Raw genomic sequence first — 17,791 nt, 5'->3', positions numbered from 1 at the left:
AGAATTTTCCCCTGCTGGGGTGGCAAATTCTCTAAACTATTGCTTTGTATGTTTAACCAAGAATGACAAGGATTACCGTGAAAATGTCCCAATCAATTTTCCGCATTGCAGCGATTTCGCTGTGTGCATTAGGCGTCAGTATTTCTGCTGCAAAGGCGGCTGATTTCCCTGGCGATCGCCCTATTACTTTAGTGGTGCCATTCTCGGCTGGCGGTCCAACCGATAAAGTAGCTCGTGAGCTGGCTTTAGCAATGGGTAAGCAGCTCAAAGGCCAAGTCATTGTGGATAACAGTCCTGGTGCTGGTGGCACGATTGCGGCTAAACGTGTCATTAATTCTAAGAATGATGGTTACACATTACTGATTCACCATATTGGCATGTCTACAGCCCCAGCTTTGTATAAGAACTTGGGCTTTGATCCAATGACCGATTACGAATACGTTGGCCAGGTTGCCGATGTACCAATGATTTTGGTTGGCAATAAAGATTTGCCTCCTAAGAACTATCAAGAACTTCTGCCTTATATGAAGGCAAACATAGGTAAGATTGCGTACGCTAATGCGGGCGTAGGTTCCGCTAGCCACTTGTGCGGCTTGCTCTTTATGAGCCGTATTCAGCTGGATTTGACGACTGTTCCATACAAAGGCACTGCGCCTGCCTTGACCGATTTGATCGGTGGTCAGGTGCAATTGATGTGTGATCAAACAACCAATCTTTCAGGTCAGTTGGCAACTAATGCGGTGAAGCCTTATGGCACAACCACCATGCAGCGCATTAAGGCCTTTGAAAAGATTCCCACTCTCAATGAGCAGGGCTTAAAAAACTTTGAAGTGAAAGTGTGGCATGGTGTTTATGCTCCTAAGGGCACACCAAAAGCAGAGATGGATAAGTTGGCCAAGGCACTGCAAGGGGCTATTCAGGATCCACTTTACAAACAACACATGGCGGAGTTGGGTGTTGAGATTCCATCTCAAGCAAGCGCTACTCCAGAAGGCTTGAAAAAGCATCTGAAGGCGCAGATTGATTTATGGACACCAATCATTAAGGCTGCAGGTATTTACGCAGACTAAGTCGAAAGTAATGCACGCTTCAAATAATAAAACCGCCTTCGGGCGGTTTTATTATTGGGGAGAAAGAAGGGTGCCTTAAGAGTTAATGGGCATCACCGTTACCGCTACCTCTAGCGTATGATCTGCTCCGCCATGGATCACCCCGCGAATAGGGGAGACATCTGAGTAATCTCTTCCTTGAGCCAAGTGAACATAATCTTCCCCAGGAGTTCCGTAGCCCCAGCGATTATTGGTTGGATCTAGATCACACCAAATGCCCTTACCTAAAATACTGCTTTCATCCATGCTAGGAACATAAACCGATACCCAAGCATGCGAAGCATCTCCGCCAATCAGTCTTGCTTGACCGGGTGCAGGATTGGTCAGAATATAGCCGCTCATATATTTTGCGGGGATGCCGATACTGCGGAGCGCTGAAATCAAAATATGTGCAAAGTCCTGACATACCCCCTCTCGCTTATTCAGCGCCTCTAGTGCTGGGGTGTTGATATCGGTACTTTTGCTAACGTAATGAAATTCACTATAGATGCGTTTCATCAAATCAATTGCAGCATCTAATATAGGTCTACCAGCTGTGAAATTGGCCCTCGCAAATTCTGCGAATTCTGGTCTTAAAGTAATGAATGGAGATGTAAATAAAAATTCTGAGGCGGCATCCCATTGGGTATTGGAGTGATAGCGGAAGTATTCGCGTACCAGCTCCCAGGGTGCAGTTTCCTGGGGCTTAGGGCCATATTCAGTAGCTGTAGTCTCGATCAGTGATTTGGCTGTAATGAGTAATTCACTGTGCCTATTCTGCAAAGAAAAGAAGGTGCAAACATTTCCATGACTATCTCGATTTTCTTCGCTCCAAGAAGGCCTGGGGCTCACCTGAACTTCGGACTTTAATACTCGTTGTGTTTCTAGATCTGCTGGTTTGAGGTGAGCAAAATGCTGCGCAATCTCTACATCAGGATCGTAAGAGTAATGGGTATCGTGGGTAATTTCTAGCAACATAAATGGCGCATTACATTTGGATACTGTATTCATTAGAGTGAATCAGATTGAAATAGCGTGCGCTAATTGCATCTGAAACATTCCAGGCGGATTGCGAGCAATTACTCAAACAATTTCTTAGGTTAGGGAGATTGCCAAACCCATCGGCAGTCGATAGGATATATAAGTCGTAATCTAGTAGATTAATGACGCTACGAGTTAACTCATCCGGGTTATTTCGCTCGGTGCCCGCAAGTTTAGAGAGTCTGGCGCGGAGCGCTTTGCTAACCCAGGCCAGGGAACGTGGGTTTTCATCATCCATCACCAGTAAGCTAATTAAAGGAGCTATCTCGCGACTTTGTTGATGCTGCGCATGAAAGGTGATCGTGCTGTCAAATAAATTGAGTAGGGCGGTATAACCTGAGCTATCTGTATTTGGATTGTTAAGTAAGCCAGAAACGATAGCTGAGTCTAATGCGTTTGTTAGAAAGGCGAGCCTCTCGATATGCCTTCCAATTGAAAGTAGTTGCCAGCCGTCATCACGTGTCATACGGTCAGTTTGGGCGCCGGTTATCGCCGCCAAGCAGCTACTCGCGCCATTTAAAGCATCGATAGCGAGCGAAGCGGAAAAATCATTAAAGGTATTGGCTTTATGGCAATCAGACTGAAATTGCTCAATGCAATGATTGATAGTGCTCCATTGTTCCGGGGAGAGTCGTTCTCTCACATTAGAGGCAGTGCGTTTCATGGCGTTCAGGTTGTAGCCCACGCTGGTGACGCTGTCGCTGGCATTGAGAGAGTTAATTAAAGTACGCTCAAAAATTCGGTGACGCATATCACTCTGGTCAAAATTACTTGGTACCCCTTCAGGCACAAGCCCGTAGTGGTGACATAGGTTTTCTAACCAAGACCATAATGACCGGGAAGGGGTGTATTCACTATTAATATTTTCAAGATAAAGCTTGGCTAAGCGCAGAATATTTTCACTGCGCTCGGTATAGCGCCCAAACCAATAGAGATTCTCAGCTGCGCGGCTGGTAACCAAGCGCTTGCGCATCACTTTTTCAGGGGCTTGAATCGGGTGCTGAGTTTGTTGTCCTTGCTCTTGGGAGGGCTGCGGGCTTTGAACCCATACATCCGCACTACTACCGCCCCGTTGCATCGAGGCAATACCTGAATCAGTGCTTGCGATACGGGCAAGTCCACCAGGTAATACTTGCCAGCCATTAGGACCATCACTCAAGGCAAAGACTCGCAACATATAAGAGTGGGGCTCAATCAAAGACGCATCATTGAGGTTAAAAGCATTTAACCAGGTTGGCATTTGTGCCAACGGGATGTAGGTTTGTACTGTGTGTTCATCTGGCTGGCGCGTAATGCGACCCACCCATTCATCTAATTGGGCCTGATTCAGATCGCAACCTAGGGCGGATTCATAATTTTGATGACCCGTGCCATTAGGGTAGGTTGGCTTAATAGCACTATGCCCTAAATTTGGAATAGCAGCCTCTAATGCAGCGCGTTCACCACACCACCAGGTATCCATTGCTGGAAGCTGAACTTTTTCATTGAGAAGTCGTTCGCTAATCGCCGGTAAGAATCCCAATAGGGCTGGAGATTCTAGGAAGGCGGAGCCAGGAGCATTTGCCAACACAACATTACCGGCACGTATAACTTGTAATAGACCAGGGACGCCTAGGGTGGAGTCAGAACGCAGTTCTAAGGGATCTAAAAACTCATCGTCCAAACGTTTGAGCAAAATATGAACAGGCTCTAAACCGCGTACTGTTTTCAAAAACAAATGTTGATCGCGTACTGTTAAGTCACCGCCCTCAACCAAAGTTAGGCCGAGATAACGAGCGAGATAGGCATGCTCAAAGTAGGTCTCGTTATAAGGTCCTGGAGTAAGAAGGGCAATATGGGCATTAGCACCTGCTGGACTTTCAAGCTTCAATGCATCGATTAAGTCCCTATAGGCATTGGCTAGCGGGGCAATCTGCATGAGCTCATATGCTTTGGGAAATTGCCTTGTAATCAGGTTGCGATTTTCCAAAAGATAGCCAAGACCAGAAGGTGCTTGGGTGCGTTGAGACAGTACTGACCATGATCCATCAGGCGCTCTGGCTAAATCAAAAGCCATGATGTGAAGATATTTTCTGTTTTTCAGCTCGACGCCATGCATGGAGCGCAAGTAACCAGGGTGTCCATGAATTAATGCCGGAGGAATCCATCCTTCCTTCAACAAATTTTGCGGCCCATACACATCCGCCATAATCGCTTCGAGCAAACGCGCTCGTTGTAAAACCCCCGACTGAATTTTTTGCCAAGAATCAAGGCTAATGAGGAGCGGAAATAAATCTACTGACCAAGGGCGCTGCGGACCAAACTCGTCGGCATAGACGTTATACGTAATGCCGTTATCCCGAATCTGCCTGTTAAGTTCTTGGGTGCGTTGATCAAGATCGCTTAACCCGGATGAACCAAGAGATTCAAAAAAAGTTTGCCATTGGGGCAGTAGCGACCCTGATTCCCCTCGCAACTCATCAAAGTGCCCCTCTTTGGGTGCGGGTGATAGACGGTTGATATCCTCCACCAGCGAAGGGTTGCTCGCATATTTCAAGGAATGGGTCTGAGAGTTGTCCACAAACTATTGTCTCACCGACGCATATCCAGCGTAAATGGAAATTCCTTACTGGCCGGGAGGTCAATGTTCGCCAGAGCCCCTTCAGCAGTTCCCGGGGTGTGGCCCATCCTAAAGAAGCGAGAAAGACGGCGACTCTCTGCCTCATAGGCATTGATGGGGAAGTTGTCGTAGTTTCGGCCACCAGGGTGGGCAACGTGATATTGGCAACCTCCCACAGAGCGTTTATTCCAGGTATCAATCACATCAAAAATCAATGGAACATGAATACCAATACTGGGGTGCAGACTAGACGGAGGATTCCAGGCCTTATAACGAACACCTGCTACATACTCTCCTGCAACTCCTGTTGGTTGGAGTGGCAAAGGCTCGCCATTGCAGGTGATGGTGTAGCGACTTTGGTTTAGGCCTGTAACACGCAATTCAATTCTCTCTAACGAGGAGTCAACATAGCGTGCAGTTCCGCCTGCTGAATTTTCTTCACCCATAACATGCCATGGTTCAAGCGCATTGCGCAAGGTAATTTCTGTGCCCATCGTTTGCACTTGTCCAATGAGCGGGAAGCGGAACTCAAGGTGAGGTGCAAACCACTCCGGCTTAAAGTCATAGCCATACTTTTGCATCTCTTGAATGACATCATCAAAGTCCATTTTGATAAATGTTGGTAAGAGACAGCGGTCATGGAGTTCAGTTCCCCAGCGCGTCATTGGCGCCTCATAAGGCTTATCCCAGAAGCGAGCTATCAAGGCGCGAATGAGTAATTGCTGAACAATGCTCATATGTGCATGTGGGGGCATTTCAAAAGCACGTAACTCTAGTAGGCCTAAGCGACCCGTTTGACTATCTGGTGAATACATCTTATCAATACAGAACTCGCTGCGATGCGTATTGCCAGTGACGTCAATCAGGATATTACGTAGTGTTCTATCAACTAGCCATGGTGGCATGCTTTGGCCAAACTTCTTGCGATTCTCATGAATTTCTTTCAGCGCGATTTCTAACTCGTAGATTTGGTCATTGCGCGCTTCATCTACTCGAGGCGCTTGACTGGTTGGTCCAATAAACATGCCACTAAAGAGATAGCTCAAGCTTGGATGGTTGTGCCAATACAAAATTAGGCTAGCCAAGAGCTCGGGTTTGCGTAAGAACGGGCTATCAATCGGTGTTGCACCACCCATTACAAAGTGATTGCCACCACCTGTGCCGGTATGGCGGCCATCTGCCATAAATTTCTCAGCAGAAAGGCGAGATTCAAAAGCAGCTTGATATAAGAATTCCGTATGCTCAACTAGCTCGCCCCAGTTATGAGCTGGATGAATATTGACTTCAATAACGCCTGGATCTGGTGTCACCTGTAACAACTTCAAGCGTGGGTCGCGTGGTGGGGTATATCCCTCCAGCACAATTTGAAACTGAAGTTCTTCCGCCGTAGTTTCTACCGCCTCCAATAAATTGAGATAGTCTTCAAGACGAGCGAGTGGGGGCATAAAGACATACAGCACGCCTGACTTACCACCATGCTCATTCTCTGCCTTGGGTCCATTGGAGCGCATTGGATCACGTGCTTCTACGCACATCGCTGTTCTGGTAACCCATGCGGCTGATTCTTGACGTTTTGGACGCCTTACTTCTTGTGACTGACTCCAAATCGTTTTTCCAGACGCTGTAAATTCTTTACGAGTTGGTTGTTGTTGGTGAACAATTGACGCTTGACTGTTTAATGGCGATCTGGGAGCAAATGGATCTTGCTCAATGAGATAAGGATAGTCTGCTTTGCTAACCCAGGGTAGGGACTCTAGGGGAAGTCGATAGCCCATTGGTGAATCGCCTGGTAACAGATAGAGGCGATCATCACGATATTCCCAAGGTCCCGTCTTCCAGGCGGTATCTAAGTAATTCTTTCCTTCATTCGCTTCAATAGGGAGGACGTAGCCCACCACGGAATCTAATTTCTGAGTGAAGACCCGCTTTAACCGAGTGCGCTCCATCTCATCATCTAGGTTTGATTTGAAGGGATCAACGTTGACTGGTAGCTTGGATTCTCGCCAGAGGTAATAAAAAACATCCTCATAGGCAGGTTCAATAAATTTGTCCGCCAAGCCTAATTTTTTGGAAAGTGTGTAGACAAATTTTTCAGCATCTTTGCTGGTGTAGTTTGTGGGGTGGCGTTCATCGGCGAAGAGTTTGGGATTTTTCCAAATAGGCTGTCCATCAGCCCTCCAGTAGATTGACAAAGCCCAACGAGGGAGTTGCTCTCCTGGATACCATTTGCCTTGACCGAAATGAAGGAAACCACCATCGCCGTATTCCTTGCGAAGTTTTTCTACTAAATCGGTTGCGTAACCCCGCTTAGTTGGCCCTAATGCATCTACATTCCATTCACGTTCATCACGTCCATTAACGGATACAAAAGTAGGCTCACCACCCATGGTCAAGCGAACGTCGCCCGCAACCAATTGCTTATCAACTTGATGGCCCAGATCGACAATCGCTTGCCACTGTTCTTCGGTATATGGTTTGGTTACTCGGGGCGCTTCATAAATGCGAGTGACTTCCATGGAGTGAGCAAATTGCACTTCACATTCGTCAACACCACCTTCAATCGGGGCTGCACCTGAAGGTTCAGGTGTGCAGGCAACAGGGATATGCCCCTCACCAGCAAATAGGCCGGAAGTCGGGTCTAAGCCAATCCATCCTGCACCTGGCAAATAGACCTCACACCAGGCGTGCAAGTCAGTGAAATCTACCTCTGTTCCACTTGGTCCATCTAGCGCTTTGACATCTGGTTTAAGCTGAATAAGATAGCCTGAAACAAAGCGCGATGCGAGTCCGCAAAGACGCAAGAGATTCACCATTAACCAAGCCGAATCACGACAAGAACCACTGCGAAGTTTTAAAGTCTCATCTGGGGTCTGTACTCCAGGCTCCATTCGAATGGTATAGCTAATATCCTTGTGAACTTTTTGATTGAGCGAAACTAAAAAATCGATCGTGCGCATCTTGCTGCGATCAACCGTTTTGAAGTATTTGTTGATGCCGTCATTGCGCTTTTTACCTAGGTAAGGGCGCAACTCTTTCTTCAGATCTTGGCTGTAGGTAAAGGGGTAGTCTTCAGCATCTGGCTCTAAAAAGAAATCAAATGGGTTGTATACGGCCATTTCCGTAACAAGATCGACCGTTACTTTAAAGTGCGTCGTAGGTTCAGGAAAAACCAAACGAGCTTGATAGTTTGAAAATGGATCCTGTTGCCAGTTAATGAAATGACCTTCAGGCTCAATTTTGAGAGAGTAAGAAAGAATATGGCTGCGGCAGTGAGGTGCCGGTCGCAAACGAATTACCTGTGGCCCCAGTTTGACTGGGCGGTCATATATGTATTCGGTGACGTGGTGTAGGGCGGCGTGTATAGACATGACTCAAAGTCTATAAGTTCACCACAAGGGTGCATTATTACGGCGCACAAGATGGGTGCGTAAAGGTGAGGTATGCCCAGATTTGGGTAGAACATGTCAAAAATAGGGCATTTGGCTACCAATCCTTATTTCAGGGGGAATAAGTTGTAGTTGTACCTCATTTGAAAGTTCTTATGCCTAAGCAAACTACCTTGACGATTAGTAGCAAAAATTATTCTTCATGGTCATTACGCGGTTGGCTGATGCTCAAGCTTTCTGGCTTACCTTTTCAGGAAGTGCAGGTTCATCCGGATGATGTGGATAACCGAGCAGAACTCTTGCTCTTGTCACCCTCCATTCTGGTTCCGCGATTAGATCATGATGGTTGCAGGGTTTGGGACACCATGGCTATTGGTGAGTATCTGAATGAATTAAATCCCAAAGCGCATCTGCTACCAAAAGATCCAGCAGCAAGAGCCCATTGCCGCTCCATCTGTGGCGAGATGCATTCCGGCTTCTCTGCCTTGCGCGCTTCTTTGCCTATGAATGTCAAAGCGAATTTTGAGTCATTTAAGGTGTGGTCAAAAGCACAAATCGATATTAATCGTGTCTTGGTCATATGGCAGGACTGCTTAACAACATACGGTGGGCCTTTCTTATTTGGCAAGGAACCCACTTTAGCTGACGCCATGTTTGCGCCAGTAGTCACAAGATTCCTAACGTATCAGGTAGAGCTGGACAAGGCGAGCAGGGATTACTGCACGCACATCATGGCGATGCCTGAGATGAAGGAATGGGTGATGGGCGCCCTCGAAGAACCCGATGACATTGAAGAACTTGAAGTGGAGTTTTAAAAATGAACGCACCCGTAAAATTTAAAAGTGATACCGAGTTTTCTCATGTAAAACCTGCCGATACTCAGTTTTTACCAGGCGGCCTTAGGGATTTTTTTCTCTATAAAGATTTGGGTGTCGCTAAGGCAACCAAAGGTAAGGTCATTGCCCATCTCGTGAAGGCCAATAAACCCCCAGAGAATGGTACCGGCTGGCACTATCACGTAGCAGAGTTCCAAATTGTCATTATGACTAAAGGTTGGGCCAAGTTTATGTATGAAGATAAGGTCACCTTAGTTGAGGCGGGTGATGTTGTTCATCAAATGCCGGGCATCACCCATTTCCTCTTCGACTATTCACCCGACATGGAATATCTCGAGATAGTGGGCCCTGCGGACTTTGAAACTATCCCAGTTTCTGTTGCTCCAGCCGAGGTCCCAGGGGTAACTCCATGGAAGTAGTCAAAAACAATGCTCTGGCATCAGACTTTGCGGTCTTATTTCAGCGGATTATGACAATTGCTGAGGAGCTCGATGGTATGAGGAGTTACTACCGCGATCTTTATCAAAAGATAGAGGCTGGCGAAGTTGCTTCAGACGATCAAGAGTTGCCCGACCTTCTCAAAACTTTTAATGTTGCTGGTTTCGTGAATTTATCCATCGTTGCAGCACGTGCAGCACAAACCGCAGCCATTATTGCCAATGATGTGTCTTTGAGTAGGGTGTTTGACCCAGCACTCAAAACTACAGAACGAGCATTGCGTCATATAGAAAGCGGTGCCCATAGATGATGTACAAAGCTTATCAAACCTTTGCTAATTTGCATAACCCCGTTCGGATGTTTGCAAAAGCATCAGAGCGCGTCTCTACTAATTGGTTTGGAAACTTTTCCCTAAATCCTATGCAGAGATTAGCCGCACACTATGAGCAAATTTCTTTGCTTGGATTTACGCATACAAGACCTGATTTTAAAATTCAATCTGTCATGGATTCATTTGGGGTGGAGCAGCCTGTTACAGAGGAATTAATTTACTCAACGCATTTTTGTAACTTGATTCGATTTTCAAAGCCCAATATTTCTGGTCAACCTAAGATTCTCTTAGTTGCTCCAATGTCAGGACACTTTGCTACTTTGTTAGCGGGAACCATTAAGACGCTTCTAACTGATCATGAAGTTTATGTAACTGATTGGTTGAACATTCGTGACATTCCATTGAGTTGTGGCGACTTTGACTTTGATACTTATGTCGAGCACATCATTAACTTCTTGCAGGTGATCGGACCTCAAACCCACCTGATGGCGGTATGTCAGCCAACAGTAGCCTGCTTAGCAGCCACAGCCATCATGTCTGAAGACAAGAGTCCCTATGTCCCGGCAAGCTTGACCTTGATGGCTGGGCCGATTGATGTCAGTCAAAGCCCAACAAAGGTCAATGAATTAGCTACCAGCAAACCCATGTCTTGGTTTGAAGAAAAGCTCATCGGGGTTATTCCAAATCAATTCAATGGTACTGGGCGCAAAGTCTATCCTGGCTTCTTACAGCTCATGGCATTTATGAGTATGAATCCTGACCGTCATGCAGAGTCTTTCAGAAAGCTATATGAGTATCGCGTTAATGGTGATGATGCGAAGGCGGATGTCATTCATGATTTTTATGAAGAATATTTTGCAATCATGGATTTATCGGCCCCTTTCTATTTAGAAACCATTAAAAAAGTATTTATGGATCGCGATCTAGCTAATGGAACTTTGACATACCAAGGTAGGTTAGTGAATCCAAAGCTGATTAAGAAGACATTTCTACTCACCGTTGAAGGTGAGCGAGATGATATCTGTGGCATTGGACAAACTTTAGCAGCGCAAGATCTCTGTTCTGGCCTACCTGGATACAGGAAGTCACATCACTTACAAGCGGGTGTCGGCCATTACGGGGTATTTAATGGTAAGCGCTGGGAAAGCCAGATTTATCCAGTAGTTCGCAACCACATTCAGTCAGCACTTTAACCAGGAGGAAATATGGTCGTCTATATCACTCGAAACATCATTGCCAGAATGCGTCGTAATGACGGTACGGATAATGGCTGCAGACCTCTAAATCCTGGAAAATATGAGGCTAACAAGACCAATGATGGTGCGCTGGAAATTCTTCAGGATGCTGGGGAGCCGGTCTATCTTTTACCCTTTATCTGGTGGGAGAAGATGGAGCTAGGTGATATTTTGATTGCGGCTTAATACGCAGACAACCAAAAATAATAAATAAAGAGACAGCGCATTGAACTATCAATACATCAAAACCGAACAGGCAGATTTAATTGCCACAATTCGCTTTAATCATTATGAAAAGCGTAATGCATTAAGTGAGTGCTTAATCGAAGAAATGCATCACGCCTTGGAAGAGTTCGGTAAACAGGATGTGCGCGTATTGGTTTTGCGTGCCGATAAGAAAAATAAAGTTTGGTCTGCAGGTCATGATGTGATGGAATTACCTAGATCAGAGCGGGATCCCTTGCCCGCTGATGACCCTGTTATGGTTTTGCTTCAATCTATCAGGGCGTTTAGAGCGCCAGTGATAGCCATGGTAGATGGTTCGGTATGGGGCGCTTCGACTGATTTAATTATGAGTTGCGATATTGCCATTGGTGATCACGACTCGACCTTTGCGATTACACCGGCCAAGTTGGGACTCCCTTATACCGCGAGCGGAATTTTGCATTTCATGTCACGCATGCCCTTGAACGTTGTTAAAGAGATGTTCCTGACTGCCGATCCTATAGGCGCTGATCGTGCCTTGCAGATTGGTATCCTGAATCATCTCTACGTCTCTGGTGAATTAGAGTTAAAAACTTACCAAATGGCTCGAACTATTGCTTCGCGTTCACCTCAGGCTAACTCTGTGCTCAAAGCCCAGGCACAAATGCTCTCTGATGCCGCAGTCATGAATCCCGCCGTTTTTGAACACTTGCAATCCTTGCGTAAGAATGTGTATATGGGAAGTGACTACCGAGAGGGGATTACCGCCTTCCTAGAAAAGCGCGACCCAGTATTTGGTCAGGCCAAATAAAGCGACGCCAATTACGCTCTGGCAAAAGCATAAAATAGAGCTCCAAACTATGGGGCACTATGAGCACACAAGTTAATTCAGAAGGAGTCTCAGCATCGCGGGTGTATTTGCCTGCAAATCAAACCCATCTGAATTTGCTGGCCTTTTTCATAGCGCAATTTCCCCATATAAAAGCTACTGAGTGGGAGCTTCGTTTTAATGAGGGCCTTATTCTAAATATGGAAGGACAGCCTCTTAATGTGGCTGATCCATATCAACCGAATACTCATCTGATGTACTTCAGGAGACTGACTCGCGAGCCAGAGATTCCATTTGAAGAGCAGATTCTCTATCAAGATGAGCATATTCTGGTTGCAGATAAACCGCATTTCTTGCCAGTAACGCCAAGCGGACTTTACCTGCATCAAACCTTATTAAATCGACTCAAGAAAAAAACAGGCATACAAACGCTCAGCCCCATTCATCGAATTGATCGTGATACAGCAGGGCTAGTTATCTTTTCAGTTAATCTAAATGAGCGAGCTCAATACCAAAATTTATTCAGGGATAGAGCGGTCAAAAAAGTCTATGAGGCGATAGCACCATACTCTGAAGAATTGGAGAAACAACTTCCAATGACTTATCAAAGTCGAATTCAGGAATCAGAACATTTTCTGCAGATGCAAGAAGTTGAGGGTGAGCCAAACTCGGATACCTTGATTGAAATTATAAAATCAAATAAGCCATGGGCTAAATATCGGCTGACTCCTGGTAGCGGAAAAAAGCATCAACTACGTTGCCATCTCAATGCCCTCAATATACCCATGAAGCATGATCAGATCTATCCCATTCTTACGCCTTATCAAGAATATGACTTGGATTTTTCAAGGTCACTACAGTTACTGGCATATGGGATTGAATTCCTAGACCCAATAACTGGGGAGTTAAGATCATTTAAAAGCCTTCAACAATTAAATTTTTAATGCAGCAAAGCTTTCGGCTTGGGAGCGATTCCAATACAGCTCAAATACTCTTGGCAAATTCAGGCTCGGATCTATATGTTCTGCCTTTAGTAACAGTCCAGCGGGCATTTCAGGGAGTAAGAAGGATAAAAGACGTACTTCATGCTTATTAATGCGTCGGATGATGTGAGGGGCATCAATTTCACCGGGGTGATGTAATCCAGCGGCCTCTACCAGCTCTTTTAAGGTCTTCAGGGTTTCATTGTGGAAGTTGTACACGCGCTCAGCTTTATTCGGCACTACCAATGCTTTCTGGCGCAATGGATTCTGTGTAGTTACGCCAGTAGGGCAGTTGCCCGTATTGCAAACCTGCGCCTGAATACAGCCAATGGAGAACATAAAGCCACGCGCACTATTACACCAATCGGCACCTAAAGCAAAAGCTACAGCCATATCAAAGGCGCTAATGATCTTTCCGGCACAACCAATTTTGATTTGATTTCTTAGGTTTACACCCACAAGGGTGTTATGAACCAGGCGCAGGCCTTCTTGTAGTGGTGTGCCCACGTGATTAGTAAATTCCACTGGCGATGCACCTGTCCCGCCTTCAGAGCCATCCACTACGATGAAGTCCGGATGAATGCCAGTCTCTAGCATGGCTTTGACAATGCCAAACCATTCCCATGGATGGCCAACGCAGAACTTAAAGCCAACCGGCTTACCGCCAGATAGATCACGCAACTTCTTCACAAAATGAATCAGCTCAAGCGGTGTCGAGAAAGCGCTATGCGAAGCAGGGGAGATGCAGGCTTCCCCTTCCTTGACGCCACGTGCTGCAGCTATTTCAGCCGTCACCTTAGAGCCCGGCAAGATGCCGCCATGACCAGGCTTGGCGCCTTGGCTCAATTTAATCTCGATCATCTTGACCTGAGGATCTAAAGCATTCTCCTCATATTTTTTCTCATTAAAACTACCGTCGGTATTGCGGCAGCCAAAGTAACCAGAGCCAATTTCCCAAATGAGATCGCCACCATGTATGCGGTGGTATTGAGAGATCGAGCCTTCGCCAGTGTCATGAGCAAAGCCACCCTTTTTGGCACCAAGATTTAAAGCCAAAATAGCGTTAGCACTAAGGGACCCAAAGCTCATGGCTGAGATATTAAAGATGCTGGCTGAATATTTTTGTTTGCAATCTTTGCCGCCAATCTCGACTCGGAAATCATGGCTGGGCAGGCGGGTAGGGGCTAATGATTGATTAATCCATTGGTAGCCAGGGGCCATGACATCCAGAGTGGTGCCAAAAGGAATTTGATCCGGTACAGCTTTAGCGCGTGAATAGACTAATGTGCGCTGTTCTTTTGAAAAAGGGGTTTCATCATTGTCGCCCTCGATAAAGTACTGGCGAATTTCTGGGCGGATAAATTCAAGCATGAAACGCAAATGTCCAATAACGGGGTAGTTTCGAAGAATGGCTATTTTGGTTTGCGTGATGTCATACATGCCTACAAATGACAAAAAGCCAAATAGTAGGAAGAAATTCCAAGCCTGTGGATGCAGCTGTAAAGAGGTAAAACTGGCAATGGCCCCCAGGATGCATAGAGAAAATGGAATATATCGTATGGGTAGGTATTTATTGGGGGACATGGCCGTAACGAGCTTAAATGTGGATGGTCTGAGTATACGAATTTAATACTAATACAAACAATTTGACATAAATCAAACCTAATAGCGCTTCCACAGTGATTTTTCAGTAATCCTTAAGCATTGCTGGAGTATTCTGAAGGGGTAGTTAATACTAATCATAGGAAGAATATGTCATTAAATCACGCAGTAATTTGGATCGACCATAAAGAAGCTCACGTAATGTTCTTGAGCGAAGAGGCTAGCGAAGCCGAAGTGATTCGCAGTAAAAGTACCCACACTCATCTGCATCACAAAGCCAATGAAGTCGGTAGCGGTAAAGTCGCTTTAGATTCAAAATATTTACACTCAGTTATCAATGCCGTGAATGAGTCCAAAGAAATCTTGATTCTTGGGCCTGGATCTGCAAAATTAGAGCTCATCAAACACGCGCACAAACATGATGCCAATATTGCAGAAAAGATTGTTGGCGTAGAAACGGTTGATCATCCTACTGATAAAGAAATTCTTGCCTATGCACGCAAGTTTTTCTATAAAGTAGATCAAATGATTTAAAAAACGAATCAAGGAAATTGAAAATGAAAGAAACTCAAGAACCTTTAGGTCCAGATGGCCTCCCTGGACATGATTATTTTCTAGATGCAGTAAATCATATTGATGAAGCTGTAGCAAACAATACGATTGCTGCTGGCGCTGCCAAAGGCTTGGTATTCAGTTTGGTTGAAACCTTAGGTGCAATGGTAGGTGATCCGGATTTACCGAATCATCTGAAGTCCGGCTATATGGGCGCTTTGGATCTGGCGGTTGAGTTAGAGGCGAAGCTTTCTAAATAAACTATCAAGAGCGTCTAGAGTAAAGGGCAACTTCGGTTGCCCTGTTGCATTTAAAATGGCGATCAATCGCAATTTAATCGAAGTTCATGATCAACACTCCAAAGAAACGCTTAGCAGTCGCCCCCATGGTGGATGGGGGCGATATAGCCATCTAAGCTATATAGATTAAGGCTCTAGATTTTCAAAAACCACTTTAGGGCAAATTTAGGACAAGAATTTAATGCCATATTTTGGTGTAAAAATTCCTTATATCTAGACATCCTAGGAGTTTTTATCAAATGACCCAAGGTCTGCTATTGGCCTTGTGCAGTCATATCCCAGAAGGCACCTAAAAGCATTATTTGCAGGATTTTTATACAAATCCACTCAAATCTTTATAACTTTTTTACACACTTCTTTATAAGATCAAACCATCTAATTGGATAGAGGTGGATATGAGCTTACTGTTTCTCGGCTGCATTTTTATATTTCTTGCGCTGACCATTGGTCTGGCTAAGGGTTGTGCACGATTGAGGGGTGAAAAATGAACTTTATTCAGATCATTAGTGGCTTAGCCGCTGTATTACTTTTAATTTATTTAGTTGCTGCACTATTAAATCCAGAGGACTTCTCATGAGCACCCATGCTATTTTGACAATTGTTCTTTATGTTGGGGTCTTATTGCTTTTAGCGTATCCCCTTGGAGGCTTCATTAATAATGTGATGAGCGGACAAGCAATTGCCTCTAAGAAACCCTTTAGATCAATTGAAGGTTTCATATACAAGGTATGTGGCATTGATCCAGATGTTGAAATGAGCTGGTTAAGCTATGCAATTGGTTTAATTGTCTTCAATATCCTGGGTGTTCTATTTGTCTTTGGATTGCAGTTATTTCAGAGCGTCCTTCCTCTGAATCCCCAGGGCTTAGCGAGCATTTCCCCTGACTCATCCTTTAATACCGCCATTAGTTTTGCCACGAATACCAACTGGCAAGCCTATGTTGGGGAGGGAACAATGAGTTATCTCACCCAAATGCTGGGTCTCACAACACAAAACTTCCTATCTGCTGCAAGCGGCATTGTTGTCGTGATTGCACTTATTCGTGGCTTTGCTAGAAATAGCATTAAGACAATTGGCAATCTTTGGGTGGATTTAACCCGCATTACCTTATACGTGTTGGTACCCATGGCAGTTGTATATGCAATCTTTCTGGTTGGTCAAGGTTCCATTCAGAACTTTGATGCATACAAGGATGTCAAAACAGTTGAGGTAACTAAGTTTGATGCGCCTAGGCTTGATGCCGATGGTCAACCACTCAAAGATGAAAAGGGCGTAGTTTTAACAGAGCCAGCTTCGACAGATCAGCAAACTTTGCCTATGGGCCCAGTGGCCTCTCAAGAAGCAATCAAGATGTTAGGCACCAATGGCGGGGGTTTCTTTAATGCAAACTCTGCACATCCATACGAAAACCCAACACCTTTATCTAATTTCATTCAGATTCTGTCTATCTTTTTGATTCCAGCTGCATTGTGTTTTACCTTTGGTCGAATGGTTGGAGATAAACGACAAGGATGGGTAGTTTTAGTAACAATGCTGCTCATTTTCTTAACAGTGACTTTTACCGCCGTTCATTTCGAGTCTCAGGCCAATCCAGTTATCGCTAGCCTAGGTGTAGATGGCTCTATGGGAAATATGGAGGGCAAAGAAACTCGCTTTGGAATCGATGATTCCAGTATTTTTGCAAGCATAACAACGCTTGCTTCATGCGGTGCAGTCAATTCAATGCATGATTCTTTTATGCCAATGGGCGGCTTTGTTCCTCTTTGGAACATGATGCTTGGTGAGGTTGTATTTGGTGGCGTAGGGACAGGCCTGTACGGAATGCTGGTCTTTGCGATCCTAGCAGTATTTATTGCCGGGTTAATGATTGGTCGCACCCCTGAATATCTTGGCAAAAAGATTGAGTCCTACGAAATGAAGATGGTCGCAATTGCAATCTTAGTTACTCCTATCTTGGTATTGGTAGGCACAGCAATTGCGGTGATGAGTGCCGATGGGGTTGCGGGAATTGCTAATCCTGGCGCTCATGGTTTTTCTGAGATTTTGTATGCGTTTACCTCGGCCGCCAATAACAACGGTAGTGCCTTTGCGGGCCTCTCAGCAAATACGCCTTTCTACAACAGCTTGTTAGCGATTGCAATGTGGTTTGGTCGTTTCGGAGTCATCGTGCCAGTGCTTGCGTTAGCTGGTGCATTTGCAGCCAAAAAGAAAATAGCGGTGAATGAGGGGACTATGCCTACGCACGGACCACTCTTTATTGTCCTCTTGGCTGGTACCGTGATCTTGGTTGGAGCATTGAACTATGTGCCAGCCCTTGCTCTTGGCCCCATTGTTGAGCAGTTAATGCTCCCAGTGATTCATTAATTAA

General features: G+C 45.3%; 16 protein-coding genes. 12 read left to right on the top strand and 4 right to left on the bottom strand.

What is annotated here, in order from left to right; translation table 11 throughout:
- Positions 1 to 83: 83 nt before the first annotated feature.
- Positions 84 to 1,070 carry a tripartite tricarboxylate transporter substrate-binding protein gene (locus C2755_RS06305; RefSeq protein WP_215320106.1) on the top strand — a complete coding sequence of 329 codons (987 nt, stop codon included), beginning with the start codon at positions 84 to 86 and terminating at the stop codon, positions 1,068 to 1,070.
- Positions 1,071 to 1,145: 75 nt separating this feature from the next.
- On the opposite strand, the gene C2755_RS06300 is transcribed toward C2755_RS06305, so the two are convergent.
- Genes C2755_RS06300 through C2755_RS06290 form a run of 3 tightly spaced genes read right to left on the bottom strand, consistent with a single transcriptional unit; the run spans position 1,146 to position 8,096 of the window.
- The gene (locus C2755_RS06300; protein WP_251368444.1) at positions 1,146 to 2,099 is read right to left on the bottom strand and encodes a transglutaminase family protein; all 954 of its coding nucleotides are present in this window, start codon (positions 2,097 to 2,099) and stop codon (positions 1,146 to 1,148) included.
- The gene (locus C2755_RS06295) at positions 2,077 to 4,689 is read right to left on the bottom strand and encodes a circularly permuted type 2 ATP-grasp protein (RefSeq protein WP_215320104.1); all 2,613 of its coding nucleotides are present in this window, start codon (positions 4,687 to 4,689) and stop codon (positions 2,077 to 2,079) included. Before C2755_RS06295 ends, C2755_RS06300 begins: the two co-directional genes overlap by 23 nt.
- A gap of 11 nt (positions 4,690 to 4,700) precedes the next feature.
- On the bottom strand, positions 4,701 to 8,096 hold the full coding sequence (locus C2755_RS06290; RefSeq protein WP_215320102.1) for a DUF2126 domain-containing protein: 3,396 nt from the start codon (positions 8,094 to 8,096) through the stop codon (positions 4,701 to 4,703).
- A gap of 173 nt (positions 8,097 to 8,269) precedes the next feature.
- On the opposite strand from C2755_RS06290, the gene C2755_RS06285 reads away from it, so the two are divergent.
- Genes C2755_RS06285 through C2755_RS06255 form a run of 7 tightly spaced genes read left to right on the top strand, consistent with a single transcriptional unit; the run spans position 8,270 to position 12,931 of the window.
- On the top strand, positions 8,270 to 8,929 hold the full coding sequence (locus C2755_RS06285; protein WP_215320100.1) for a glutathione S-transferase family protein: 660 nt from the start codon (positions 8,270 to 8,272) through the stop codon (positions 8,927 to 8,929).
- A 2-nt stretch (positions 8,930 to 8,931) separates the two neighbouring features.
- Positions 8,932 to 9,369 carry a cupin domain-containing protein gene (locus C2755_RS06280; protein WP_215320098.1) on the top strand — a complete coding sequence of 146 codons (438 nt, stop codon included), beginning with the start codon at positions 8,932 to 8,934 and terminating at the stop codon, positions 9,367 to 9,369.
- Positions 9,360 to 9,698, top strand: a complete 339-nt coding sequence (locus tag C2755_RS06275; protein ID WP_215320096.1) for a hypothetical protein — start codon at positions 9,360 to 9,362, stop codon at positions 9,696 to 9,698. The genes C2755_RS06280 and C2755_RS06275 overlap by 10 nt, the downstream gene beginning before the upstream one ends.
- Positions 9,695 to 10,912, top strand: coding sequence for a polyhydroxyalkanoate depolymerase (locus tag C2755_RS06270; protein WP_215320094.1), 1,218 nt, complete (start codon positions 9,695 to 9,697; stop codon positions 10,910 to 10,912). Before C2755_RS06275 ends, C2755_RS06270 begins: the two co-directional genes overlap by 4 nt.
- 12 nt (positions 10,913 to 10,924) lie before the next feature.
- The gene (locus C2755_RS06265; protein WP_215320092.1) at positions 10,925 to 11,140 is read left to right on the top strand and encodes a hypothetical protein; all 216 of its coding nucleotides are present in this window, start codon (positions 10,925 to 10,927) and stop codon (positions 11,138 to 11,140) included.
- 40 nt (positions 11,141 to 11,180) lie between these two features.
- The gene (gene scpB / locus C2755_RS06260) at positions 11,181 to 11,969 is read left to right on the top strand and encodes a methylmalonyl-CoA decarboxylase (RefSeq protein ID WP_215320090.1); all 789 of its coding nucleotides are present in this window, start codon (positions 11,181 to 11,183) and stop codon (positions 11,967 to 11,969) included.
- 59 nt (positions 11,970 to 12,028) lie between these two features.
- Positions 12,029 to 12,931: a pseudouridine synthase gene (locus C2755_RS06255; protein ID WP_215320088.1), complete on the top strand. Its 903-nt coding sequence runs from the start codon at positions 12,029 to 12,031 to the stop codon at positions 12,929 to 12,931.
- Here C2755_RS06255 and C2755_RS06250 read toward each other — a convergent pair.
- The gene (locus tag C2755_RS06250; protein WP_215320086.1) at positions 12,920 to 14,554 is read right to left on the bottom strand and encodes an FMN-binding glutamate synthase family protein; all 1,635 of its coding nucleotides are present in this window, start codon (positions 14,552 to 14,554) and stop codon (positions 12,920 to 12,922) included. The genes C2755_RS06255 and C2755_RS06250 overlap by 12 nt on opposite strands.
- A 168-nt stretch (positions 14,555 to 14,722) precedes the next feature.
- Between C2755_RS06250 and C2755_RS06245 the strand changes: the two genes are divergently transcribed.
- The 4 genes from C2755_RS06245 (at position 14,723) to kdpA (ending at position 17,787) form a co-directional block, all read left to right on the top strand.
- Positions 14,723 to 15,106: a translational machinery protein gene (locus C2755_RS06245; RefSeq protein WP_215320084.1), complete on the top strand. Its 384-nt coding sequence runs from the start codon at positions 14,723 to 14,725 to the stop codon at positions 15,104 to 15,106.
- A 23-nt stretch (positions 15,107 to 15,129) separates the two neighbouring features.
- Entirely contained in the window at positions 15,130 to 15,384 is a 255-nt protein-coding gene (locus C2755_RS06240; protein ID WP_215320082.1) for a hypothetical protein, read from the top strand.
- 523 nt (positions 15,385 to 15,907) lie between these two features.
- Entirely contained in the window at positions 15,908 to 16,000 is a 93-nt protein-coding gene (gene kdpF, locus C2755_RS06235; protein WP_215277305.1) for a K(+)-transporting ATPase subunit F, read from the top strand.
- Positions 15,997 to 17,787 carry a potassium-transporting ATPase subunit KdpA gene (kdpA, locus tag C2755_RS06230; protein WP_215320080.1) on the top strand — a complete coding sequence of 597 codons (1,791 nt, stop codon included), beginning with the start codon at positions 15,997 to 15,999 and terminating at the stop codon, positions 17,785 to 17,787. Before kdpF ends, kdpA begins: the two co-directional genes overlap by 4 nt.
- Positions 17,788 to 17,791 lie beyond the last annotated feature (4 nt).

It is taken from the genome of Polynucleobacter sp. MWH-S4W17 (genome assembly GCF_018687535.1).
In the GTDB taxonomy this organism is placed as follows: Bacteria; Pseudomonadota; Gammaproteobacteria; order Burkholderiales; family Burkholderiaceae; genus Polynucleobacter.
Note: the sequence above shows the minus strand (reverse complement) of the source record. Positions and strands in the feature narration are given on the sequence as shown.